Source organism: Dactylosporangium roseum (assembly GCF_025264685.1).
In the GTDB taxonomy this organism is placed as follows: Bacteria; Actinomycetota; Actinomycetes; order Mycobacteriales; family Micromonosporaceae; genus Dactylosporangium; species Dactylosporangium roseum.
On the sequence record NZ_CP073721.1, the window covers coordinates 3,914,853 to 3,936,695 of the forward strand.

At 72.9% G+C, this 21,843-nt stretch carries 20 protein-coding genes and 1 pseudogene; 11 read left to right on the top strand and 10 right to left on the bottom strand.

The window, feature by feature from the left end:
* Window position 1 precedes the first annotated feature (1 nt).
* The 6 genes from Drose_RS18280 to Drose_RS18305 all read left to right on the top strand — a co-directional run bounded on the left by Drose_RS18280 (window position 2) and on the right by Drose_RS18305 (window position 4,332).
* On the top strand, window positions 2-487 hold the full coding sequence (locus Drose_RS18280; RefSeq protein WP_313900049.1) for a DUF2617 family protein: 486 nt from the start codon (window positions 2-4) through the stop codon (window positions 485-487).
* Window positions 484-912 carry a DUF4247 domain-containing protein gene (locus Drose_RS18285; RefSeq protein ID WP_260729388.1) on the top strand — a complete coding sequence of 143 codons (429 nt, stop codon included), beginning with the start codon at window positions 484-486 and terminating at the stop codon, window positions 910-912. Before Drose_RS18280 ends, Drose_RS18285 begins: the two co-directional genes overlap by 4 nt.
* Before the next feature lie 5 nt (window positions 913-917).
* Window positions 918-1,340 carry a DUF350 domain-containing protein gene (locus Drose_RS18290; RefSeq protein ID WP_260729389.1) on the top strand — a complete coding sequence of 141 codons (423 nt, stop codon included), beginning with the start codon at window positions 918-920 and terminating at the stop codon, window positions 1,338-1,340.
* On the top strand, window positions 1,340-2,077 hold the full coding sequence (locus Drose_RS18295; protein WP_260729390.1) for a hypothetical protein: 738 nt from the start codon (window positions 1,340-1,342) through the stop codon (window positions 2,075-2,077). The genes Drose_RS18290 and Drose_RS18295 overlap by 1 nt, the downstream gene beginning before the upstream one ends.
* Window positions 2,074-3,597 carry a polyamine aminopropyltransferase gene (locus Drose_RS18300; protein ID WP_260729391.1) on the top strand — a complete coding sequence of 508 codons (1,524 nt, stop codon included), beginning with the start codon at window positions 2,074-2,076 and terminating at the stop codon, window positions 3,595-3,597. The genes Drose_RS18295 and Drose_RS18300 overlap by 4 nt, the downstream gene beginning before the upstream one ends.
* 117 nt (window positions 3,598-3,714) lie before the next feature.
* Window positions 3,715-4,332 carry an L-threonylcarbamoyladenylate synthase gene (locus Drose_RS18305; RefSeq protein WP_260729392.1) on the top strand — a complete coding sequence of 206 codons (618 nt, stop codon included), beginning with the start codon at window positions 3,715-3,717 and terminating at the stop codon, window positions 4,330-4,332.
* A gap of 26 nt (window positions 4,333-4,358) precedes the next feature.
* On the opposite strand, the gene Drose_RS18310 is transcribed toward Drose_RS18305, so the two are convergent.
* The 4 genes from Drose_RS18310 to Drose_RS18325 form a co-directional block, all read right to left on the bottom strand.
* Complete coding sequence (locus tag Drose_RS18310) at window positions 4,359-6,203, bottom strand: helix-turn-helix domain-containing protein (protein ID WP_260729393.1); 1,845 nt, start codon at window positions 6,201-6,203, stop codon at window positions 4,359-4,361.
* 236 nt (window positions 6,204-6,439) lie between these two features.
* The gene (locus tag Drose_RS18315; RefSeq protein ID WP_260729394.1) at window positions 6,440-7,453 is read right to left on the bottom strand and encodes a UbiA family prenyltransferase; all 1,014 of its coding nucleotides are present in this window, start codon (window positions 7,451-7,453) and stop codon (window positions 6,440-6,442) included.
* A gap of 120 nt (window positions 7,454-7,573) precedes the next feature.
* Complete coding sequence (locus Drose_RS18320) at window positions 7,574-8,110, bottom strand: phosphoribosyltransferase family protein (RefSeq protein WP_260729395.1); 537 nt, start codon at window positions 8,108-8,110, stop codon at window positions 7,574-7,576.
* A 4-nt stretch (window positions 8,111-8,114) separates the two neighbouring features.
* Window positions 8,115-8,942, bottom strand: coding sequence for an ATP-grasp domain-containing protein (locus Drose_RS18325; RefSeq protein WP_260729396.1), 828 nt, complete (start codon window positions 8,940-8,942; stop codon window positions 8,115-8,117).
* Window positions 8,943-9,086: 144 nt separating this feature from the next.
* Here Drose_RS18325 and Drose_RS18330 point away from each other — a divergent pair, with 144 nt between their 5' ends.
* A complete protein-coding gene (locus Drose_RS18330) occupies window positions 9,087-10,823 on the top strand; it encodes a VanW family protein (RefSeq protein ID WP_260729397.1) in 1,737 nt (578 codons plus the stop codon).
* A 37-nt stretch (window positions 10,824-10,860) separates the two neighbouring features.
* Here the strand turns inward: Drose_RS18330 and Drose_RS18335 are convergent, their stop codons facing one another.
* Complete coding sequence (locus tag Drose_RS18335) at window positions 10,861-13,284, bottom strand: GcvT family protein (RefSeq protein WP_260729398.1); 2,424 nt, start codon at window positions 13,282-13,284, stop codon at window positions 10,861-10,863.
* Here Drose_RS18335 and Drose_RS18340 point away from each other — a divergent pair.
* Together Drose_RS18340 and Drose_RS18345 are read left to right on the top strand one after the other, a co-directional pair.
* Window positions 13,283-14,239, top strand: coding sequence for an NAD(P)/FAD-dependent oxidoreductase (locus Drose_RS18340; protein ID WP_260729399.1), 957 nt, complete (start codon window positions 13,283-13,285; stop codon window positions 14,237-14,239). The genes Drose_RS18335 and Drose_RS18340 overlap by 2 nt on opposite strands.
* Before the next feature lie 166 nt (window positions 14,240-14,405).
* The gene (locus tag Drose_RS18345; protein WP_260729746.1) at window positions 14,406-14,699 is read left to right on the top strand and encodes a DUF4193 domain-containing protein; all 294 of its coding nucleotides are present in this window, start codon (window positions 14,406-14,408) and stop codon (window positions 14,697-14,699) included.
* Window positions 14,700-14,728: 29 nt separating this feature from the next.
* Here Drose_RS18345 and Drose_RS18350 read toward each other — a convergent pair.
* Window positions 14,729-15,055: pseudogene (locus Drose_RS18350) on the bottom strand (MBL fold metallo-hydrolase); the annotation flags it as partial.
* Window positions 15,056-15,108: 53 nt separating this feature from the next.
* A complete protein-coding gene (gene serA / locus Drose_RS18355) occupies window positions 15,109-16,335 on the bottom strand; it encodes a phosphoglycerate dehydrogenase (protein ID WP_260729400.1) in 1,227 nt (408 codons plus the stop codon).
* A 256-nt stretch (window positions 16,336-16,591) separates the two neighbouring features.
* Between serA and Drose_RS18360 the strand changes: the two genes are divergently transcribed.
* A complete protein-coding gene (locus Drose_RS18360; RefSeq protein WP_260729401.1) occupies window positions 16,592-17,218 on the top strand; it encodes a hypothetical protein in 627 nt (208 codons plus the stop codon).
* 65 nt (window positions 17,219-17,283) lie between these two features.
* Complete coding sequence (locus Drose_RS18365; protein ID WP_260729402.1) at window positions 17,284-19,008, top strand: methyl-accepting chemotaxis protein; 1,725 nt, start codon at window positions 17,284-17,286, stop codon at window positions 19,006-19,008.
* Here the strand turns inward: Drose_RS18365 and Drose_RS18370 are convergent.
* The 3 genes from Drose_RS18370 to Drose_RS18380 are packed head-to-tail and all read right to left on the bottom strand — an operon-like array spanning window position 18,924 to window position 21,843.
* Entirely contained in the window at window positions 18,924-21,125 is a 2,202-nt protein-coding gene (locus Drose_RS18370) for a chemotaxis protein CheA (RefSeq protein WP_260729403.1), read from the bottom strand. The two genes, Drose_RS18365 and Drose_RS18370, sit on opposite strands and share 85 nt — an antisense overlap.
* Window positions 21,122-21,478: an STAS domain-containing protein gene (locus Drose_RS18375; protein WP_260729404.1), complete on the bottom strand. Its 357-nt coding sequence runs from the start codon at window positions 21,476-21,478 to the stop codon at window positions 21,122-21,124. The genes Drose_RS18370 and Drose_RS18375 overlap by 4 nt, the downstream gene beginning before the upstream one ends.
* Window positions 21,475-21,843, bottom strand: coding sequence for a response regulator (locus tag Drose_RS18380; RefSeq protein ID WP_259865336.1), 369 nt, complete (start codon window positions 21,841-21,843; stop codon window positions 21,475-21,477). Before Drose_RS18380 ends, Drose_RS18375 begins: the two co-directional genes overlap by 4 nt.

A 21,843-nucleotide genomic window follows, 5' to 3' on the forward strand; every position in this document is an offset into this window, starting at 1 on the left:
CGTGCTCGTCACGCTCGACACACCGTACATCGACACGACGGCGGCCGACCTGCGGTTCGCGCTCGGCCTGCCGCTCCAGCCCGCGCTGCGCACGCTGAGCGTGGCCCTGCCCGACGGCGAGGAGGTCGTGCTGCGGCTGCTGGGCGCCTCGCACCAGGTGCGCTTCCGGGACGTCGACGAGACGGTCGCCTGCCTGCCGTCGCTGCCCGCCGGGCTGCCGTCGACCTTCGCGCGCCCCGGCTACCGCTTCACGGCCGCCGTCCGCACGCTGTCACCCGACGAGTTCGCCGCCGCGTGCGACGAGCTCCGCCGGCGGGCCCGGGCGGAGGAACACGCCCTGGCCGGGGCCTTCCCCGGCGCCCGCGACGCGCTCACCGTGCTCGCCGCGCGACCCGTTCCCGGCGGTGCCGGCTGGTGGACCGCGCACGCCTACCCGCAGACCGGTGAACTCGTGACGACCGAGACGGTGGTGACACAGCAGCGATGAGACGCATCTGGTACGTGATGGCCGCCTGCCTCGGCGTGATCGGCCTGTTCATCGGCGGCTTCACGCTGTTCTCCGGCAGCTTCTCGCCCCGCGCGTACGTGTCGAAGCACTACCAGCGGGCGGCGGCGCGGGACATCGGCACCGACGCCCGTGCCTACGTCACCACCAAGTCCCCGACACGCGCCGCGAACGAGATCGCCGGCGCCTGGAAGCCGGCCGGCCGGTACGCCGACGGCACGGGCATCTACCTGCGGTACTCCAAGGACTCCGTGGTCCTCAAGCCCAACGGCACCGGCACCCTGATCCTGGTGGAGCCGCTGCGGACCGCCTACAACCGCTACTCGGGCACGGTCGGCGGCAGCGGCTGGGTCGGGCGCGGCGACGGCAACAGCGGCCGCGGCGGCGGCCCCGGCACCGGAAAGTAGTCGACATGCTCGAACTCGTCACCGACCTGGCGGTCACCCTGGGCTACGCCGCGATCGGCATCGTGCTCATGGGCATCGGCGCCGTGCTCGTCGACGTCGCCACCCCCGGCTCGCTGCGGCACCTCATCTGGGTCGACCGGAACGCCAACGCGGCCATCCTGCTCACCTCCAACCTCGTCGCCGTCGGCACGATCACGGTCACCGCGATCGTGGCCAGCAACGGCGACTTCCTCCAGGGCATCGGCTCGACCGTCGGCTACGGCCTGATCGGCCTGCTGGTGATGACCGTGGCGTTCGTCGTCGTCGACCTGGCCACCCCCGGCAAGCTCGGCGAGCTGCTGGTGCACTCCGAGCGGCACCCGGCCGTGTGGATCACCGCCGTCGTCCACCTCGCCGTGGGCGCGATCATCGCCGCGGCGATCCTCTGATGGACACGTCCGCGTCCACGGGCTCGAAGAGCAAGGTCAAAGAGGGCGTCTGGATCGCCGTCGTCGTGGTCGTCGGCCTCTGCGCCTGGGGCTTCTTCGCCTCCGGCGACAACGACCCGGTGACCGCCGCTGACCCCGTCGACGTCACCGCGGTCGTCGCCGACCTCGACCGCGCCGCCACCGCCCACGGCATCTGCTACGGCTGGCAGTTGCTCGACTCCTCCAGCCCGGTCAGCACCGGCTCCAACCTCGGCGCCGGCAGGCGGGTGACCGACGACCCGCAGCGGTGCCCGAAGTACGTCGAGGTCCGCGGCAGGTACCGCTACTACCCGGACAGCAGCGAGTCCGAGGACTACGCCACCTACAGCATCACCACGAACCTCAGTAACGCGAGCCATCTCGACCCGAGCGCGTTCGACCGGCTCGGCGCGGGCACCTCGCGGCTGCTCGCCGACCCGACGTCGACGATCCTCGACGCGGCCCAGGCGCTGCCGCTGCTGGCCCAGGAGGCCGGGGTCGCCACCGGCGCGGTGCCGGCGGCCAGCGCCAGCGGCACCCCCGCGCCGCTGCCGAGCGCCGGCAGCGACTTCTGGCGTGACCGCTGGGTGCTGCTGGTCGTCACCGGTGTGCTGCTGGCCGGCGCCGTCGTCACGCTCCTGCTGGGCATCCGGTCGTCGCGGCGGATGCAGCGCGGCGAGGAGACCGACGCGTTCGAGAAGACGGCCGCGGAACGGTGACGCGGTTGCGCAGGACCGCGGTCCTGCTGGCGGTCTTCGTGTGCGCGGCGTGCGGCCTGGTGTACGAACTCGCCCTGGTCGCCCTGGGCAGCTACCTGATCGGCGACACCGCCGCGCAGGCGTCGATCGTGCTGGGCGTCATGGTGTTCGCCATGGGCATCGGCGCGCTGGCCGCCAAGCCGCTGCAGCGGCACGCACTGGTCGCGTTCGCCGCGATCGAGCTGCTGCTCGCCCTGTTCGGCGGCCTGTCCGTCCTGGCCCTCTACGCCGCGTTCGCCTACCTCGACCTCTACGCCCCGGCGCTGGTCGCGATGGCGCTGCTCCTCGGCATGCTCATCGGCGCCGAGATCCCGCTGCTCATGGTGCTGCTCCAGCGCATCCGCCAGCAGGACGCGGGCAGCGCCGTCGCCGACCTGTTCGCCGCCGACTACGTGGGCGCACTGCTCGGCGGCCTCGCGTTCCCGTTCCTGCTGCTGCCGGTGTTCGGCCAGCTCCGGGGCGCGCTGGTGGTCGGGATCGTCAACGCCGTCGTGGGCCTGGTGGTCGTCCTCGCCGTGTTCCGGCGCGACCTGCTGCGCCGGTCGACGGTCTCGCTCACCGCGGCGGCGGTCGCCGTGCTGGCCGTGCTCGGCGCGTCGTACGCGCTGTCGCAGCGCTTCGAGGTGACCGCGCGCCAGGAGCTCTACGCCGACCCGGTCGTCTTCGCCGCGCAGAGCCGCTACCAGGAGATCGTCCTGACCCAGTCGATCGACGGCGCCGACGTGCGGCTGTTCCTCAACGGCGACCTGCAGTTCGCGTCCAGGGACGAGTACCGCTACCACGAGGCCCTGGCGCATCCGGTGCTCGCGGGCGCCCGGCGTGACGTGCTGATCCTCGGCGGCGGCGACGGGCTGGCGCTGCGCGAGGTGCTGAAGTACCCGGACGTCGGGTCGGTCACCGAGGTCGAGCTGGACCCGGCCGTCGTCGAGCTGGCCCGCACCGACCCGCGACTGCGCAAGCTCAACCAGGACGCGTTCAGCGATCCGCGCGTACACCTGCTCAACACCGACGCGTTCGCCTGGCTCCGCGACGAGACGCCGCGGTTCGACGTGATCATCGTCGACATGCCCGACCCGGACGAGACCGCGACCGCGAAGCTGTACTCGGTCGAGTTCTACGCCATGGTGAAGAAGGCCCTGGCCCCCGGCGGCCGGGTGGCGGTGCAGTCGGGCTCGCCCTACTTCGCCCAGCGGTCGTACTGGTGCGTCGGCGCGTCGATGGCGGCGGCCGGCCTGACGGCGGTGCCGTACCACGTCGACGTGCCGTCGTTCGGCGACTGGGGCTTCTTCCTCGCCGCCGCCGACGGACCGGCGCCGGAGCTGCGGCTCGAACCGCCCACCCCGCTGCGCTTCCTCGACGCCGACGTGCTGCGCGCCGCCACGGTGTTCCCGGCCGACCGCCGCCGGGTCGACGTCCCGCCGTCGACGCTGATGGAACCGCGGATCCTCGAGTACGCCCGCGAGGAGTGGAAGGGCTACTGACGGTGCCGGCACCACCGGGGCCGCGTTCAACGCGCTGCGGATCGCCGCGCTCAGCCTGGTGGGAGCGTACGCCGTGGCGCCGCCACCGTTCCGTGAACTCGCACGTACGCTGTGCGGGTGGCCAGGTACTTCGACGTGCACCCGGACAACCCCCAGCCGCGGCTGCTCAACCAGATCGTGACGCTGCTGCGCGACGACGGGCTCGTCGCCTATCCGACCGATTCCTGCTACGCGCTCGGGTGCCAGCTCGGCAGCCGGCCCGGGCTGGAGCGCATCCGGGACATCCGCAAGCTCGACGATCGGCACCACTTCACCCTCATGTGTCGCGACTTCGCCCAGCTCGGGCAGTTCGTGCAGATCAGCAACTCGGTCTTCCGGCTGGTCAAGGCGGTCACCCCGGGCAGCTATACGTTCATCCTGCCGGCCAGCCCCGAGGTGCCGCGCCGGCTGCTGCATCCCAAGAAGCGCACCGTCGGCGTGCGCATCCCGCAGCACACGGTCACCCAGGCGCTGCTGGCCGAGCTCGGCGAGCCGCTGGTGTCCAGCACGCTGCTACTGCCCGGTCACGACGAGCCGATGACGCAGGGCTGGGAGATCAAGGAACTGCTCGACCACCAGCTCGACGCCGTGATCGACGGCGAGTGCGGGACCGAGCCGACCACGGTGGTCGACCTGTCGACCGACGAGCCGGAGATCCTGCGGGTGGGCGCCGGCGATCCCGCCCGCTTCGAGTAGCGGCACCACCCCGGCCGGCCGCCGGCTCAGGCGTCGAAGCTGATCAGCACCGGTTCCTCGGTCAGGACCAGCTCGCCACCGGCGGTCAGGCGCCTGCTCGTGCCGTCGAGGCGGGACAGCTCGGCGGCGCCCGGGTCGGTGCGTATCGTGGCCGTCGCCGTGTGGACCCAGCGGATCACCGCGCGGCGGCGGCCGAGCGGGGTGTCGACGGTGAACTCGCACTGCCAGGCGTTGACCGGCAGGTTCACCGCCGGGCCGTGGCCGCACGAGCGGATCTCCGCGCCCGTGAGCCAGCGCTGGAGCTGGGCGACGGCGAGCCCGGCCGCGGTCGGCTGCCCGCCGTCGGCCTGGAGCACGATCGGGATCTTCGTGCCGCCCCAGTTGTAGAAGTACATCCGCTCGAGGTTGACGTTGCGCGCAAGGAGCCCGACCAGGAAGAACCGCACCGCGTAGTCGCGTGCCTTGGCCTCGTCGAGCGAGCCTTGGAGGGGGATGGCGTACGTCGTGCCGGTGTTCCACAGCGGCGGGTGCACGCCGGCCTCGTGGAAGGTCCGGTCCACGAGGCCGGTCAGCTCCAGCATCGTCTCCGGCGGATCCTCGGCCGTGCGCTGGTGCAGCTTGATCCCGGCGCCGTCGCAGTGGTCGTAGCCGCCCAGCTCGGCGAAGCGGCGCAGCACCCGCTGGGCCTCCGCGGTCCACAGGTTGCCCATGCCGGGGCAGACGACTCTCGCGAGCGGGTCGGCGGCCCGGATGATCACGCTGGCCCGGCGGGTCATCTCGACGAGGGTCTCGACGCTGCCCGAGTACAGGCGGGCGTCGTTGGCGAAGACCCACACCTCGTACGCCTCGATCCGGCCCCGGTACCGCTGGGTCAGCGCCCTCATGTACGTGTCCCAGTCCGCGAGGTCGTCGGGCGGGGCCGACCGCGCGTCCTCCGGGTAGACCGAGCGCCGCCCGCCGGGCGCGGCCCAGCCGGGGGTGCCGCCGGCGACGTACAGCACCGGTAACCCGGCGTGCTCGGCACCGGCGACGAGGCGGTCCAGGACCGACCAGTCGAAGACGCCCTTCGCCGGCTGGATCTGCGCCCAGCGCGTCTCGCTGTCCCACAGCCGCAGGGCACCCACGGTGAAACCGGGCGTGTTGCCGGTCGAGCTGTTGACGGTGACCCCGAAGAACGACGGCGGCACCGGCGCGGGCGGCAGCGTCCACGTCGGGCCGCTGATCCACTGCGGGTTCGCCGACGGGTCCGGCCGCGACGGCGCGGCGGGGGAGCGGATCACCACCGTGGTGACCACGACCGCCACCAGTGCGGCGACCGCGGCGGCGGCCAGCGCGTAGCGGCGCCGCGGTCCGGCCTTGACCGGTAGGTCCGGCGAATCCGGCGAATCCGGCACGTTCGGCGAATCCGGCACGTTCGGCGGGGATGGCAGGAGCGGCGACGGCGAGGACGGCGAGGGCGGCGCCGGTGGGGAACGCCGGGCCGAGGTGGCCGGGACGTCGGTGGCCGGAGGGACGGTGTTCTCCCGCGCCGGGCCGGGCGCCGGGTCCTCGCCGGTCGCGCCGGGTCCGGCGTCCGTGCCGGTCGCGGTCGGCCGCTCGGTGCCCTCGCCGCCGCTGACCAGGGCCGGCGTCTCACGGACCGCCACCGTCCACACCGCGTAGAGCCGGTCCAACTCGGCCGGGCTCGCGCCGCAGGCCCGGGCGATCCGCTCGACGGTCCCGAACTCGTGCGGCACCGCCTGGCCGGCGCAGTACCGGTGCACGGCGGACTTGCTCGCGTTGACCTTCCGGCCGATCCAGGCATAGCTGAGTCCGCTGCGTTCCTTGAGGTCGGTCAGCAGCGCGGCGAGATCCCCATGGTCCTGGTGCATCGCCGCCTCCTCTCCCGGGGTCGCTTCGGCAGGGGTGGCGGCATCGTACCGGTCGAGGGTGACAAGCGTCCCGGGACGCAGGCGTTCGCGCTGGTCAGGACGGGAGAGGGTGTCCCAGCGTCCCGGATGTGCGGCCCGCCCTAGCCGCCGCGGCGCTCGCGTTGGCAGACTTCCGCCGCTGGTCGGCACGAGGTGACCGGGGACGAGGAGAACGGGGGGTCTCCGGTCGCCGGGTGTCAGGTCACGCAGGCGAGGAGGAAGTCGGCGGCGGGCACGGCGAACGCCGCCGACACCACCGCCATCCGCGCGATCGACGGCCGGAGGGTGAGCAGCGCGTAGAGGAGCACGAGGACCGGCGCCGCGGCGTCCTGCAGCGGCCACGCGGCGCGGGTCACCAGCAGGCCGAGGTGGCAGGTGGCGAGCCAGACGAGCACCGCGGCGGTCCACAGCGCGAGCCCGATCCGGTGACAGCCCTCCGGGGTCCACCGCACGGCGCTGGTCAGGTCGCCGGCCGCCCGGTCGGCGTCGACGTCGATGACGGTCGTCGGGAGGTACAGCGCGGCGCCGAGCAGCAGCCCGAGCAGGACCATCACCGGCGGGTAGTCCAGCGGCGACCGGTGCAGCGACCAGCCGGCGAGCGGTCCGAGCACCCCGACGGTCAGGGCATTGACCGCCACGTCCGCGCCGGCGCGGGCCTTGAGCCGCCACGGCGGGGCGCTGTAGAGATACCCGAGCAGCAGGACAAGCGCCGTGCCGGCGAGCGCCCACCAGCCCGCGACGGCGGCGACGGCGAGCGCCGCGACCGTGCAGCGGCGGGCCCAGCGGGCCAGCTCCGCCTCGGTGAGCGCGCCGGTGACGAGCGCTGCCGTCGCCTTGCGCGGGTTGCGCCGGTCGCTGGGCAGGTCGTGCCGGTCGTTGACGGCCAGCACGGCGCCCCAGACGAGCGGTCCGAGCACGACGAGCAGCGCCACCGTCCCGGGCGTGACGGGCGGCAGCCAGACCCGGGTGGCGAGCACCGCGCCGAGATAGGCGCCCGCCCACCCCAGGGGCCAGAACCACGGCCGGGTCAGGTGTCCCACCGTCCACACCGGCGCGGCGGCCGGGAACCGCCCCACCAGCCGTTCCCGGACCGTGGCCCGCGGCCGCCCCGCCACCCCCGGCGGGCCGGCCGCCCCCGTTCGGCCCGGCACCTGCGCAAGATTCTCGATCCGCGGCCGGTCCGCCGTCCGGCCGCCCCGCACCTCGACCACGACGTCGACGTTAGGCAGCGCGCGGCGCGGAGAACTCCCGCGCCGGAGCCACCGCCCTCCCCCGCGCGGGGGAGCCGGCGGGCCCGTCGTCCGGCCGGCGGCCGCGGCCGCGCGGCCGGCTCACAGGTCGCCGGCGACCAGCAGGGACCGTAGGCGCAGGGCCTCGCGCAGCGGGGCGTCGCCGGGCAGGTCGTCGACGACGCAGGCGGTGCCGAGCCACTCGGCCCCGATCTCGGCGACCATCTGCCGGGCGGCGTCGGCCTGCGCGCCGCTTTCGATCCAGTCGTCGACGCAGAGGACACGGTCGCCGGGCCGGATCAGCGCCCGGCGGAAGCTCAGCAGCGCGCCGCCCTCGTGGTACTCCGGCGGCAGGCGCCGCCACAGGTAGGCCGTCGAGTGCTGGGCGGCCCGGTCGTTCTTGCGCAGCTCGACCAGGCCCACGCCCAGGTGGGCGGCCACCAGCGCGCCGAGCAGCGTGCCGCGGGACACCGGGCCGATCACGACGGTGGGGGTGCCGGGCGCGAGCGCGGCGAGCGCCGGCGGCAGGTCGCGCAGCACGACCGGGTCGCGCCACCACTCGGTCACGTCGGCGAAGACGACGTCACCGCCGCCGCGCCAGTGGAAACCGACCCGCAGCCGGTCGAGCAGCGAGGCCACGGCGTCAGAAGCCGAACACCGGCGCGGGCTGCCACCGCCAGCGCGGCGGGCAGTCCGGGTCGTTGGCGGCCAGGACGGCGCGCAGGACGCCGTCGGGGTCGCAGCTATAGAGTCCGGAGCTCCACACGTTGTTGACCTCCAGCACCGCGAACTGGCCGGACTCGGTGCGGCCGATGTCGATGACCGCCGTCGGCGGCACGTCCGTCTCCGGCAACTCGGCCAGCATCATCGCGACGAACGCCGCGGCCTCGTCGTGCCACGACGCCCGGTGCGTGCGCAGCGACGGGCTCCACTCCTCGCCCTCGACGAGATACGGCGACCAGGCGACCGGCTGGCGGCCGATGGTGAAGACGCGGTACTCCGAGGCGAGGTCGAGCCAGTGGTCCATGATGATCAGCGTGCTGGTCGCCGGGAGCCGCGCGGTTCGCAGCCGGTTGCGCAGGTCGTCGGCGTCGCGGACCCAGGCGGCCGAGAACGCCGGATGCTTCTCGTCGGCGAGCTTGGCGACCGCGGGCCGGGGCCCGACCAGGTCGGGCGCCTCGCCGACGCTGACCAGCCGGACGTCGCGGCCGGTCACGTCGCGCGGCAGGCCGGCGAACCAGGCCGGGTCGGCGCCGTGCAGCCGGATGTCGGCGCCCGCGGCGATGAGCGTCGTCAGGTAGCCGCCGGCGGCCCGCCAGGCGACGCCGTCGGCGGAGTGCAACCCGGTGACCTCCGCCGGGTCGCCGGGCAGGTGCGCGACCGGCAGGCCGATCCGTTGCGCGGCGTGCGTCAGCGCCGCACTCGCCTCGGGCGAGCGCACGCGCATGGCCAACGTCCGGTACTGACGCACCCTCACATCCTGCCAGCGAGCTTGGTCAGTGTCCTTCCCGCCCACCCGAGACGGCACATCGGCGGACCGTGACCGGTGACACGTTGGGGGACATTTGCGCGCGACCGGCGGGCCAAAAAGGGATTAATCGGGCAATGTACCGGTATGGTTACCGAGCTTCGCACCCGGCCCGTCGTCCCGCCGGTCGTGCGCCGCGCGCGGGCACGGCGGCGCCGCCGGCTGGTCGTCGCCGTGGCGCTGCTGGTCGTCGCGCCGGGCGCGGCCGCGGTGAGCACCTACGCCGGCGACGTCGACCGCGGCGTCCACGTCCTCGGTGCCGACCTCGGCGGCCTGTCCCGCGCGGAGGCCGAGGCGAAGCTGCGCGCCAAGGACACCCGCGGCCCGGTCGACGTGCGGGTCGGCACCGAGCGGGCCACCGTCGACCCGGCCACCGTCGGGCTGCGGCTCGACGTCGAGGCCACCGTCGACCGCGCGGTCCGGGTCACGCCCGGCCCGTTCGAGTGGCTGCACGGCGGGCGCGAGGTCGAGCCGGTGATCCACGTCGACGCCGAGCGGCTCTACGCCGCGCTCATGGTCCACCTCGGCCCGCAGGGTGACGCCCCGGTCCTGCCCGCGGTCCGGTTCGACAAGCTCCGCCCGGTCCCTGTCCACCCGGTCAGCGGCCGCGGCCTCGACCGCCGGGCGGTCGCCGGCATCGCCGAGCGGGGCTGGCTGCGCGGCGGGCCGATCGACTTCCCCGTCGTCGACCTGGTGCCGAGAACGAGCCGGGAGGAGGTCGACCGCCTCGTGGCCGAGCTCGCGGCCCCGGCCGTCGCGGCGCCGCTGGTGCTGGTCACGCCCCGCGGCGAGGTCACCGTCCCGGCCACCGCGATCGCCGCCGCGCTGCGCATGGAGTCCGACGCCGACGGCCGCGTCGAGCCCACCATCGACGCCGCCGCCCTGCGCCGGGCCGTTCCCGCCGTGTTCGCCAAGGTCGAGATCCCCGCCACCGATGCCGCCTTCCGGATCGCCGACGGCAGACCGGCCGTCCAGCCGCAGACCGACGGCCAGCAGGTCGACCTCGCGCCGGGACCGATCCTCGCCGCGCTGCGCGGCACCGTGACGCCCCGCCGGGTCGAGGTCGGCTTCGTCCCGGCCACGGCGAAGACGACCACCGCCGAGCTGGCGAAGCTGGGCGTGACCGAGAAGGTCTCGACCTTCACCACGACCTTCACGCAAGGCCAGCCGCGTGTGGTCAACATCAGGATCATGGCGGAGGCGCTGCGCGGCGCGCTGGTGCGGCCGGGCGAGACGTTCAGCCTCAACGCGCACGTCGGCGAGCGGACCCGCGCCAAGGGGTACGTCGACGCGCCCGGCATCGAGAACGGGAAGATCAAGAACTCGCCCGGCGGCGGGGTCTCGCAGGTCGCCACGACCCTGTTCAACGCCGCCTACTACGCCGGGCTGGAGGACGTCGAGCACCGGCCGCACAGCTACCACTACGACCGGTACCCGGCCGTCATCGAGGCGACCGTGGTCTACCCGTCGCTCGACCTGCGGTTCCGCAACGACGGCGCCACCGGCATCCTCGTCGACACCGCGACCACGGACTCCTCGGTCACGGTGACGCTCTACGGCACCCGCCGCTTCGACGAGATCACCACGCAGTACGGCCCGCGCACGAAGGTCGTCCAGCCGAAGACGGAATACCTCCAGGAGGAGGACTGCAACCCCACCGACGGGCTGCCGGGATACCAGCAGGAGGCCTTCCGGGTCTTCAAGAAGGACGGCAAGGAGGTCCGCCGGCAGCGGTTCTTCTGGCGGTACGACCCGGAGCCGCGGTTCGTGTGCGGCGCACCCCCGTCGGCCCTGTCGCCGAACCGGCCCGCCGGCACTCCTTGATCGCGACTGAAGCCTGGTGGGGACGGTGACGCGCATCTCAGGCACGGACCCTCGCGCTCGTCGGGTCGTAGAAGGGCCGGAGCGAGGCCCGCGCCGGATACACCGAACCGGCGATCTCCACGGTCAGGTCCCCGCCGTCCAGCCACGCCTGGTCCAGGGCGGTGTCGCCGGCGTCGAGCATCGCCAGCCCGACCGCACCGCCGAGCGTGTGCCCGTAGGAGGCGGCCCGCACGTAGCCGACGTCCCGGCCGTCGCGCCGCACGACCTCGCCGTGGTGCAGCACCGCCTTCGGGTCGGTGACCAGGACCTGCGCGAGCCGCCGGGTGAGCGGCCCGGCCGCCTTGCGGGCGAGGACCGCGTCCCGGCCGACGAACGCGGGCTTGTCCAGCGCGACCGCGAAGCCCAGCCCGGCCTCCAGCACACCGTCGGTGTTGTCGATGTCGTGGCCGTAGTCGCGGTAGCCCTTCTCCATCCGCAGGCTGGCGAGCGCCTTGAGCCCGGCGTGGCGCAGGCCGGACGCCGCGCCCGCGGCGACCAGCCGGTCGTAGACGTGGACGGCCTGCTCCGCCGGGACGTACAGCTCGTAGCCCAGCTCGCCGACGTAGGTGATCCGCAGGCACAGCACCCGCGCGTAGCCGATCTCGATCTCGCGGGCCCCGCGAAAGGGGAACGAGACGTCCGAGGAGGACACGGCGGACAGCAGGGACCGCGACAAGGGGCCCTGGACGTTGATCTGCGCCCAGCCCGACGTCACGTCGGTGACGAACGCGTGCCGGTCGCCGATCCGCCGGCGCAGCCGCGCCTCGACGTGCCGGTGGGCGGTGTCGGAGGCGACCACCCAGAACCGGTCCTCGTCGAGCATCGTGACGGTCAGGTCGGCCTCGATCGTGCCGCCCTCGTTGAGCCACTGCGTGTAGGTCACGGTGGCGGGGCGCGAGACGCGGTTGGCCGACAGCTCCTCCAGGACCGCGCCCGCGTCGCGCCCCTGCACCAGGAACTTCGCCATGAAGGACAGGTCCATGAGGATCACGCCCGTACGCGCCGCCCGGTGCTCGGCCGCCCACTGCTCGAAGTAGTCCGGCCGGCCCCACGACAATGACAGCGGACCGGGGAAGCCGTAGACGTCGGGCATCTCCCAGCCGGAGACGTCACGCAGGTACGGCTGGTGCGTGGCGAGCCGGTCGTGCAGCGGGGACCGTTTGGCGTCGCGCGCCGACCGCATCGGCCGGCCGGGGAAGTGCGTCTGGTAGACCATGCCGAGCGCCTCGGCGGTCCGCTCCGCCCGGTACTGCCGGTTGCGCTGGTACGGCCGCAGGCGGTCGGCGTGCATGCCGGTCACGTCGACGTCGGCCCGCCCCTCGGCGATCCAGTGCGCGAGCGCCCGCCCGATCCCGCCGCCGGTGAGGATGCCGATCGAGTTGAGCCCGGCCGCGACGAAGTAGTTGCGCAGCTCCGGGGCCTCGCCGAAGATCGGCGCCAGGTCGGGGGTGAAGCTCTCCGGGCCGCAGAAGAAGGTCCGCACACCCGCCGTCGCCGTCACCGGGATACGGCCCATCGCCGCCTCCAGGTAGGGCGCCATCCGCTCCCAGTCCGGCGGCAGCGTCCCGAACGAGAAGCCGTCGGGCACCCGGTCGACGCTCCACGGCGCGGCCCGGCCCTCGAACAGCCCGACCATGAGGCCGCCGGTCTCTTCCCGGAAGTACCCGTAGGCCCCCGGATCCTCGAGGACCGGCAGGTCGGCGGTGACCCCTTCGATCGGCTCGGTGATGAGGTAGTAGTGCTCGGCGGCCTGGAGCGGGATGCTGACCCCGGCCTCCTCGCCGAGCTGGCGGGCCCACATGCCGGCGCAGTTGACCACCGTCTCGGCCTCGACGTCCCCGAACGGCGTCCGCACCCCGGTGACGGTGTCCCCATGGCGGAGCACCCCGGTGACCGGCACCCCCTCGCGGATCGTCGCGCCTCGCAGCCGGGCACCCTTGGCGAGGGACATCGTCACGTCGACCGGGTTGGCGCGCCCGTCGCCGGCGACGTAGAACCCGGCGAGCACGTCGTCGGTCCGGGCGAGCGGGAAGAGGGAGTGCACCTCGGCGGGGGAGATCTCCTCCACGTCGACGCCGCAGTGGCGGTTGAACGCGGCGACCCGGCGGTACTCCTCCAACCGTCCCGGGTCGGTCGCCAGTTCGATGAACCCGCACTGGCGCAGCCCGGTGGACAGACCGGTCTCCGATTCCAGGCTCGCGTACAGGTCCCGCGTGTACTGTCGCATGCGCGTCGAGGTCTCCGACAGCGAGCCGAAGGTGACCATGAGACCGGCCGCGTGCCAGGTGGTGCCGGCGGTCAGCCGGTCCCGCTCCAGCAACAGCACGTCGGTGACGCCCTGCCGCGCCAGGTGGTAGGCGACGGAGGTGCCGATCACGCCCCCGCCGATGACGACGACGCGGGCCCGTTCAGGGAGGTTCATGACCAGCAGGGTAGTGGTCGTCGGAGCGGGCATCGCGGGCCTCGCCTGTGCGCGTCTGCTGATCGAACGTGGACTGGACGTCCGCGTCCTGGAGCGGGGCGAGGTGCCCGGGGGTCGCCTGGCCAGCCCCGAGGTGGACGGCCGGCCGGTCGACCTCGGCGCCGCCTACCTCACCGTCGGCGACCCGGGCTTCGGCGCGGTCGTCGCCGGCTGGCACGAGCGGGGTCTCGTCCGGCCGTGGACGTCGCGTTTCGAGGTGTACGGGCCGAGCCCGCACCCCCCGGACACGCCTGGCCCGCGGCGCTGGTCGGCGCCGCGCGGCCTCGGTTCGCTCGCCGCGGATCTGGCGGCGGGCCTGCCGGTGGAGTACGGCGTGGCCGTGCGCGACCTCGCCGGTCTGGGCGCCGCGCGTGTGGTCCTGGCGATGCCCGCCCCGCAGGCCGCGGCGGTCCACCCGCCGGCCGCCGCCGTCGCCGGCGACCAGGACTGGCAGCCCTCGCTCGCGGTGGCGCTGCGCTACCCGGCGCGCTGCTGGCCCGACTTCGCGGGCGCCTTCGTCAACGACCACCCGGTCCTGGTCACCGTCTGCGACGACGGGGACCGCCGTGGGGACCGGGCTCCCGTCCTCGTGGCGCACACGACCCCCGGCTACGCCCGGCAGGACGCCGCGGCGGAGGTCGAGGCCGCCGTTCGGGAGGTGCTGCGCCTGCCGTCCGCCGGGACCGTCACCGCCGTCCGGCGCTGGCCGCACGCCCGGCCGGCACACCCGTACAGCTCCGGCTTCGCGAGCGTCGAAGGGGTGCTCCTGGCCGGGGACGGGTTCGGCCGGCCCCGTGTCGAGGCCGCCTGGCGCTCCGGGCGGGCGGCGGGCAGGGAAATCTCAGGGGAGATCTCCGGGAAGATCTCCGGGACGGAGTCTGCGAAAAGGCCGTCAATCGGGGACGCGCCGAGGTAGCCTCGTGGGCGCCAACGCTGTTGATATGTCCACAGTGGACCGATTCGCCGTTCCCGCGGCGTGAATCGTGCCACAGGACATTCATTCATGTCGGTCGGGAACACATCCGGAGCCGGCGGCGTTCGTTACACAACCAGGTCACCATGAAGGGGTGAACGCCATGGCCATCAGCACCGACTACGACGCGCCGCGGCACCCGGCCAGCAGCGATCTCGCCGAGGACAGCCTCGAGGAGCTCACTGCCCGCCGCGCCACGGCACAATCGGCGCTCGTCGACGTCGACGAGAACGACTCAGGCTTCGAGCTGCCGGGCGCCGAGCTGCCCGACGAGGAGCTGACCGTGCCCGTCGTCCCGATGCGCGGCGACGAGTTCCGCTGCTCGAGCTGTTTCCTGGTACATCACCGCAGCCAGTTGGCCCGCGAGAAGAACGGCGCGCCGATCTGCCGGGAATGCGACTAGTCCGACGGCGAGGTTCCTGGCCCGGGTGATCAGGGACGGCGGGCCGGGACCCGGATCCGAGTCAGGTCCTCCGCCACCACGACCTCGCCGTCGAACCGCGCCTCGGCCTCCCGCCGGAACACCGCCGGGTCGTCGTAGCGCTGCGAGAAGTGGGTGAGCACCAGCGTGCGCACCCCGCACTCCGCGGCCACCGTCGCCGCCTGGCCGGCGGTGAGATGGCCGTGCGCCGCGGCCAGATCCGCGTCGCCGTCGAGGTAGGTCGCCTCGATCACGAGCAGGTCCGCCGCTTCGGCCAGCTCGAACACCCCCGGGCACAGCCGCGTGTCCATCACGAAGGCGAAGCGCTGACCCCGCCGCGCTCACCGGCTCGGCCCGGACGTCGACCACGTCGTGGAAGCTCGAGGGCCGGTTACGAGAGCACCCGCAGTTGCACGGTCGTGGCCATGTCGCTGAGCTGGGCGAGGATCTCCTGCGGGTAGTCGATCGCGATGTCGGCGAGCAGGTAGCCGTATTCACCGCGGGTCGCCAGGATCTGGCCCTCGACGTTGACCTTGTGAGCGGCGAGGATGCTGTTGACGTCGGCGAGGACACCCGGCACGTTGTGGTGCAGCAGGGCGATCCGGTGCGTGCCGGAGGCCTGCTGCAGGTTGAGCGACGGCAGGTTGACGCTCAGCGTCGTGGAGCCCTCCGCCACGTACTTGTGCAGCTTCTCGGCGACGAACGAGCCGATGTCGGACTGCGCCTCCTCGGTCGACCCGCCGATGTGCGGCGTCAGGATGACGTTGGGCAGGCCGCGCAGCGTCGAGACGAACTCGTCACCCTTGCCCTTCGGCTCCTTCGGGAACACGTCGACGGCGGCGCCGGCGAGGTGGCCGTTGTCGAGGTGGCGGCGCAGCGCGTCGTGGTCGATGACGAACCCGCGGCTGAGGTTGAGGAAGATGCTGCGCGGGCGCATCTTCGCGAACTGCTCCTCGCCGAAGAACCCGCTGTTGCCCGGCCGGCCGTCGACGTGCAGAGTGACCACGTCGGAGCGTTCCAGCAGCTCGTCGAGCGACTCGCAGCGCTGTGCGTTGCCCAGCGCGAGCTTCTCGGCGGTGTCGTAGAAGTACACCCGCAAGCCGAGGTTCTCGGCGAGGACCGAGAGCTGCGTGCCGATGTTGCCGTAGCCCACGATGCCGATCGACCGGCCGCGGATCTCGTGGCTGCCCTCGGCGTCCTTGTTCCAGACGCCGTTGTGCATGGCGGCGTTCTTCTCGGTGAGCCGGCGGGTCAGGGCGATGATCTCGGCGACGGCCAGCTCGACGACACTGCGCGTGTTGGAGAACGGCGCGTTGAACACGGCGATGCCGGACTCGGCGGCCGCCCGCAGGTCGATCTGGTCGGTGCCGATGCAGAACGCGCCGATCGCGCGCAGTCGCGGCGCCGCGGCCAGCGCGGCGGCCGTGACCTGCGTCTTCGACCGGATGCCCAGCAGGTGGACCCCGTCGAGCCGGGAGATCAGCTCGTCCTCGTCGAGCGCGCGCCCGATGGTCTCTACCTGGTATCCCTCGGATCGCATCCGCTCGACCGCGACCGGGTGGACGTTTTCGAGGAACAGGACCCGCACGGGGTCGGACTGGGAAGTCAATGGCTGCACAACACCTACCCTAAGTGACCCTCGGGGGCGCTGGTACGTGAGCCGCGACTCGTCCCGCCCTGTGGGGCGCCCTCCGCAGCGGCCCGCGCCAGCGCGTGCCGCTCCCGCAGCCGGTCACGGATCTCCTCCGGCGTGTATGCCCTGCGGCGCCGCTCGGCCCGTGCCACCATGACCCCGGTCGCCGCCACGCCGACGACACCCGCGAGGCCGACCACCTTCCACCACTTCACCTTCATGAGGCCCTAGGCTAGCGGCGGTGACCGTCGATCTGGATGAGGCCGTGCGGATGACCCGCACCGGCGACCTCTGGGTGTTCCGCGGCCGCTCGACCGCCGACCGGGCCATCCAGACGCTGACCAACAGCCCGGTGAACCACGTCGGGATGGCCGTGGTCCTGGACGACATGCCCCCGCTCATGTGGCACGCCGAGCTGGGCAGGTCGCTGCGTGACATGTGGACCGGCACCCAGCACCGCGGCGTCCAGCTCCACGACCTGCGCGACGCGGTGCTGGTGTGGGGCCGGCGGTACGGCCAGCGTGCCTGGCTGCGCCAGCTCCACCACGAGGTCGACGCCGCGACGGAGGACGCGGTGCTGCGCACGATCGCCCGCCTGGACGGCACACCGTTCCCGTCCACGGCCCGCCTGGCGGGCCGGTGGTTCCAGGGCCGGCTGCCGAACATCCGCCAGCGCGGCGAGTTGTCGCTGGAGAGCGCCTACTGCGCCGAGGTGGTCGCCGTCACCTATGCGGCCATGGGCCTGCTCCCCGGCGGGAAGCGGGCGAACTGGTACGACCCCGGCAAGTTCTGGAGCGGCGACGACCTGGAGCTGCTGCTCGGGGCGCGGCTGGGCGAGGAGATCTCCGTGACCTTGCCGTCGGCATAACGCTCAGGCCGGGGCCGGGCCGTCCGATTGGCGTGGTTGACGTCCGCCAGTTGGGGAGCCGCGCCATGACCACTGCAACAAGCCCGCGACGCCGGTCCATGATGTCCGCCTTCCGGGACCTGTCGGTCGCCTGGAAACTGCGCATCGTCGCCATCGTGGTGTGTGCCCTGCTGGCGGCGGTCGGGGTGATCGGCCTGCTGTACCTCGGCAACAGCCAGGACCGGCTCGACGCGCTCTACAACCAGAACCTGCGATCCGTACAGGTGCTCGACGATGTCGCCGGGGACTACAAGGAGGTCCGCCTCCAGTCCCGGGCCCTGGCGCTCGCCCAGACCGACGCCGAGAAGGAGACCGCGACCAAGGGCGTCGAGAACGCGGTGGCCGGCCTCGAGGAGAGCTGGAAGGACTTCACCACCCGGACCGACGGCGCCGACACCGAGCAGGACCGCAGCACCTTCTCCGCCGCCTGGACCACGTACAAGCAGATCCTCACCAGCAAGTCGATCCCGGCCGCCCGCGCGAGCAACTACGTGGAGTACAACCGGATCAGCCGTGAGGAGGTCGAACCGGTCGCGGGCCGGATCGCCATGTCGCTGGACAACCTCGTCCAGCGGGAGAACCGGGCCGCGAAGTCGGCGCTCGACGCCTCGGCCGCCGACTACCGCACCGCACGGCTGCTCCTGCTCGGGCTGACGCTGCTCGCCATCGTGATCACGTTCTCCATGGTGACGGTCGTGGTCCGCGCGGTGTCCCGCCCGCTGCGCGAGACCGTCTCGGTGCTGTCCGGCCTGGCCGAGGGGCGGCTCGACCAGCGGCTGCCGGTGACGAGCCAGGACGAGGTCGGCCGGATGGGCGCCGCGCTGAACAGCGCGCTCGACCGGCTCTCCGAGACGGTGCGCACCGTGATCGACTCGGCCCACCAGCTCGCCAACGCCTCGAACCAGATCAGCGGCGCGTCGCAGAGCCTGTCGCAGGCCGCGACCGAGCAGGCCGCGAGCGTCGAGGAGACGACGGCGAGCATGGAGCAGATGACCGCCAGCATCAGCCAGAACAGCGACAACGCCACGACCACCGAGGGCATCGCCGGGCAGGCGGCCGGTGAGGCGCACGAGGGCGGCGAGGCCGTCGAGAAGACGGTCGACGCGATGAAGCAGATCACCAGCAAGATCGGCATCATCGACGACATCGCGTTCCAGACGAACATGCTGGCGCTCAACGCCACCATCGAGGCGGCCCGGGCCGGCGAGCACGGCAAGGGCTTCGCCGTGGTCGCCACCGAGGTCGGCAAGCTGGCCGAACGCAGCCAGATCGCCGCCCAGGAGATCAGCGAGCTGGCCGCGGGCAGCGTGCGGACCGCGGAGCACGCCGGCGACCTGCTCGACAAGATCATCCCGAGCATCACGCGGACGTCGGACCTGGTCCAGGAGATCGCGGCGGCGAGCAACGAGCAGACCACCGGCGTCCGGCAGATCAGCATCGCGATGACCCAGATCGGCAAGGTCACCGAGCAGACGGCGTCGTCGAGCGAGGAACTGGCGGCCACCGCGGAGCAGATGGCGGCGCAGACCCATCAGCTTCAGGATCTGATGACGTTCTTCACCACCGGCGACGAGCAGTCCCGGCGGGCGAGCGGCCGTACGTACGCCACCGACGCCCGGGGACCGCAGGAGCGCGGCGCCCACCGGCACAACGGCAACGGCCGCGCTCAGCGGCCGGTGCCGGCGCTCGCCTCCCGGTCCGCCGAGGTGTCCGTGCCCGACATCGACGAGACGAAGTTCGACCGGTTCTGATGCCGGGCGGCCGCCGCCCGGCGCTGCCTGTCGCCGGTGATGTGCTGGGCCATGAGCGCGTCGATGTCCAGGATCAGCGCGACGTCACCGGTGCCCAGGATCGTCGACCCGCTCACCGACCGCACGTCCTGGAACAGCTTCCCCAGGGGCTTGATGACGGTCTGCGACTGGCCGAGCAGGTGATCGACGACGATCCCGGCCCGCTGGCCGGAGTGCTCGACCACGACCACGCTCTGCCGGCGTGACGGCTGTCCGGACAGGCCGAACGCCTGCCGCAGCCGCACGAACGGCAGCACCTCCTCGCGCAGGTGCATGAACGACCGGCCGTCGGCGTCGGCGGGCAGCTCCACGCACTCGGTCACCCGGTCGAGGGGGATGATGAAGTGCGCGTCGCCGGTGCCGACCAGGAAGCCGTCGATGATCGCCAGGGTGAGCGGCAGGCGGATCTGGATGGTCGTACCGGCACCGGGCGTCGTCTGCACGTCGATGTTGCCCCGCAGCGCGGTGATGGCACCGCGCACCACGTCCATGCCCACGCCGCGGCCGGACAGGTTGGAGACGGTGTCGGCGGTGGAGAACCCGGGCTCGAAGATCAGCGCGTAGACCTCGTGGTCGGTGAGCACCGCGCTGCGGCCCACGAGGCCCCGGTCGACGGCCTTGGCGAGGATCCGGTCCCGGTCGAGCCCGCGGCCGTCGTCGGCGACCTCGATGACGATGCTCCCCGCGTCGTGGAAGGCGTTGAGCCGCAACCGGCCCCGGACCGGCTTGCCGAGCCGCTCGCGTTCGGCGCGCGGCTCCATGCCGTGATCGAGGGCGTTGCGGACCAGGTGCAGCAGCGGGTCGCCGATCCGCTCCACGAGTGCCTTGTCCATCTCCGCCTCACCGCCGGTGATGACCAGGTCGACCTCCTTGCCCAGGTCGAGACACACGTCGCGGACCACCCGCTCGAAGCGGCGCAGGGTGGTGCCGATCGGCACCATCCGCAGCGACAGCGCGGTGTGCCGGACCTCCTCGACGAGCCGCAGCACGTGCGCCTGCGCCTCGGAGAGCCCGTCGACCGTGCCCACGCCGGCCTGCGCGATCACCAGCTCGCCGACGAGGTCGATGAGCTTGTCGAGGCGGGAGGCGAAGACCCGGATCGTCTGGTTGTCGTGCTGGCGGCTCTCCGCCGTCCTGCGCTGCCGGTCCAGCGCCGCCTCCACGACCGGCTGCCGGACGATGTGCTCCTCGACGAGGATCTCGCCGAGCGGCCTGCCGGACGACTCGCCGGGGCGGATCGTCTCCTGCTGGATCTGCAGGGCCTTGGCGAGCTCCAGGTCGGTGACCATGCCGCTGCGGCGCAGCAGATCCCCCAGCCGGTCGTTCTCCGGCAGCGCCGCGATGAGCTCGACGGCGCTGCCGGCCGGCAGGATGGTGATCGTGCTGTCGTCACGGACGAACTCGAAGACGCTCTCGATGTCCGCCTTCGCGGCGGTGCTCAGGAACTCCACCTCGAAGCCGAGGTAGCAGCTCTCGGGGTCGGCCTCGTCGGCCCGCGGCAGGGCGTCGCGGACCGTGATCACCCGGGCCACCGTGCCCATCGTCGCCAGGTACCGCAGGAACGACAGCGGATCCATGCCGTTGCGCAGGCAGTCCGGACCGAACCACAGGCTCAGCAGCCAGGTGCGCGGGCCGTCCGGCGCCGGGGCCGCCGGGGGAGCCGTGCCGTCCGGCGCACCCGACTGGAACGGCTGCAGCGCGGCGAGCAGCCGTGCGCTGACATCCGCCTCGGCGGCGGTCGGCTCGGTCCGCCCGCCGGCCACCCCGTCGACGAGGACCGTGATGTGGTCGGCGCAGGGCAGCAGCGCGCTCACCAGCTCGGGGGTGACCTGTAGGCGGCCCCCGCGCAGCTCGTCGAGGACCGATTCGAGCACGTGCGCGAACGAGACCAGGTGGCCGAGCCCGAACAGGCCCGCGGAACCCTTCAGCGTGTGCATCGCGCGGAACAGCCCGTTGACCGCCTCCGGCCCGTCCGGCCCGGACTCCAGTTCGAGGAGGCCGTCCTCGAAGTCCTGCACCAGCTCGCGCGCCTCGGTGATGAACGTCTCCAGGGCATCGCGGATGTCGTCGTCGTTCACGCGGCCTCCTCAGCGTCGGCGGCGTCGGCGGCGTCGGCCAGGTCCGGGGTGAGCCAGGCGAGCGCCAGCACGTCACGGACCGCCGGGCTGGGCGCACACAGCCGCAGCGCCGCGCCGCGCCGCTCGGCCTCGCCGCGGGCCAGCAGCAGCACCTGGAGTCCCGCCGTGTCGAGCTCGGTCACCGCCGACAGCCCGACCTCCAGCCACGGTCCTTCGGCCAGGAACCGCTGGAGGCGCTCGTGGTGCTCGGCCGCGGTGAGCACGGTGAGCTCGCCCTCGATGTCGAGCCGGACCGGCCCGGAGGCCGTGTGCTCTCCGCTCCGCTCCGGCCGCGTGACTTCCGGGCCGGTCACGGCGCGATGAGTTTCGACACGGCGGCGAGCATCTGCGCCGGCTGGAACGGCTTCGTCACCCACGCCTTCGCGCCGGCCGCCTGCGCCTGCCGCTTCTTCTCCTCTTGCGACTCGGTGGTCAGCATGATGATCGGGGTGAACCGGTACGCGGCCTGCTTGCGGATCTCGCCGACCAGCGTGATGCCGTCCATGTTGGGCATGTTGACGTCCGAGATGACCAGATGGATGCGCTGGCCGTTGAGCTTGCGCAGCGCGTCCTGGCCGTCGACGGCGTCGATGACCTCGTAGCCGGCGCCCTTCAGCGCGATCGTGACGACCTGCCGCACCGACGCCGAGTCGTCGACGACGAGAACGGTCTTGGACAT

Excerpts from the sequence above, each read along its gene's own strand:
- Drose_RS18340 (WP_260729399.1), top strand. The coding sequence starts at position 13,283 with ATGACCAGCAGGGTAGTGGTCGTCGGAGCGGGCATCGCGGGCCTCGCC.
- Drose_RS18365 (WP_260729402.1), top strand. The coding sequence starts at position 17,284 with ATGACCACTGCAACAAGCCCGCGACGCCGGTCCATGATGTCCGCCTTC.
- Drose_RS18310 (WP_260729393.1), bottom strand. The coding sequence starts at position 6,203 with ATGCACCAGGACCATGGGGATCTCGCCGCGCTGCTGACCGACCTCAAG.
- Drose_RS18380 (WP_259865336.1), bottom strand. The coding sequence starts at position 21,843 with ATGTCCAAGACCGTTCTCGTCGTCGACGACTCGGCGTCGGTGCGGCAG.
- Drose_RS18285 (WP_260729388.1), top strand. The coding sequence starts at position 484 with ATGAGACGCATCTGGTACGTGATGGCCGCCTGCCTCGGCGTGATCGGC.
- Drose_RS18335 (WP_260729398.1), bottom strand. The coding sequence starts at position 13,284 with ATGAACCTCCCTGAACGGGCCCGCGTCGTCGTCATCGGCGGGGGCGTG.
- Drose_RS18295 (WP_260729390.1), top strand. The coding sequence starts at position 1,340 with ATGGACACGTCCGCGTCCACGGGCTCGAAGAGCAAGGTCAAAGAGGGC.
- Drose_RS18290 (WP_260729389.1), top strand. The coding sequence starts at position 918 with ATGCTCGAACTCGTCACCGACCTGGCGGTCACCCTGGGCTACGCCGCG.
- Drose_RS18330 (WP_260729397.1), top strand. The coding sequence starts at position 9,087 with ATGGTTACCGAGCTTCGCACCCGGCCCGTCGTCCCGCCGGTCGTGCGC.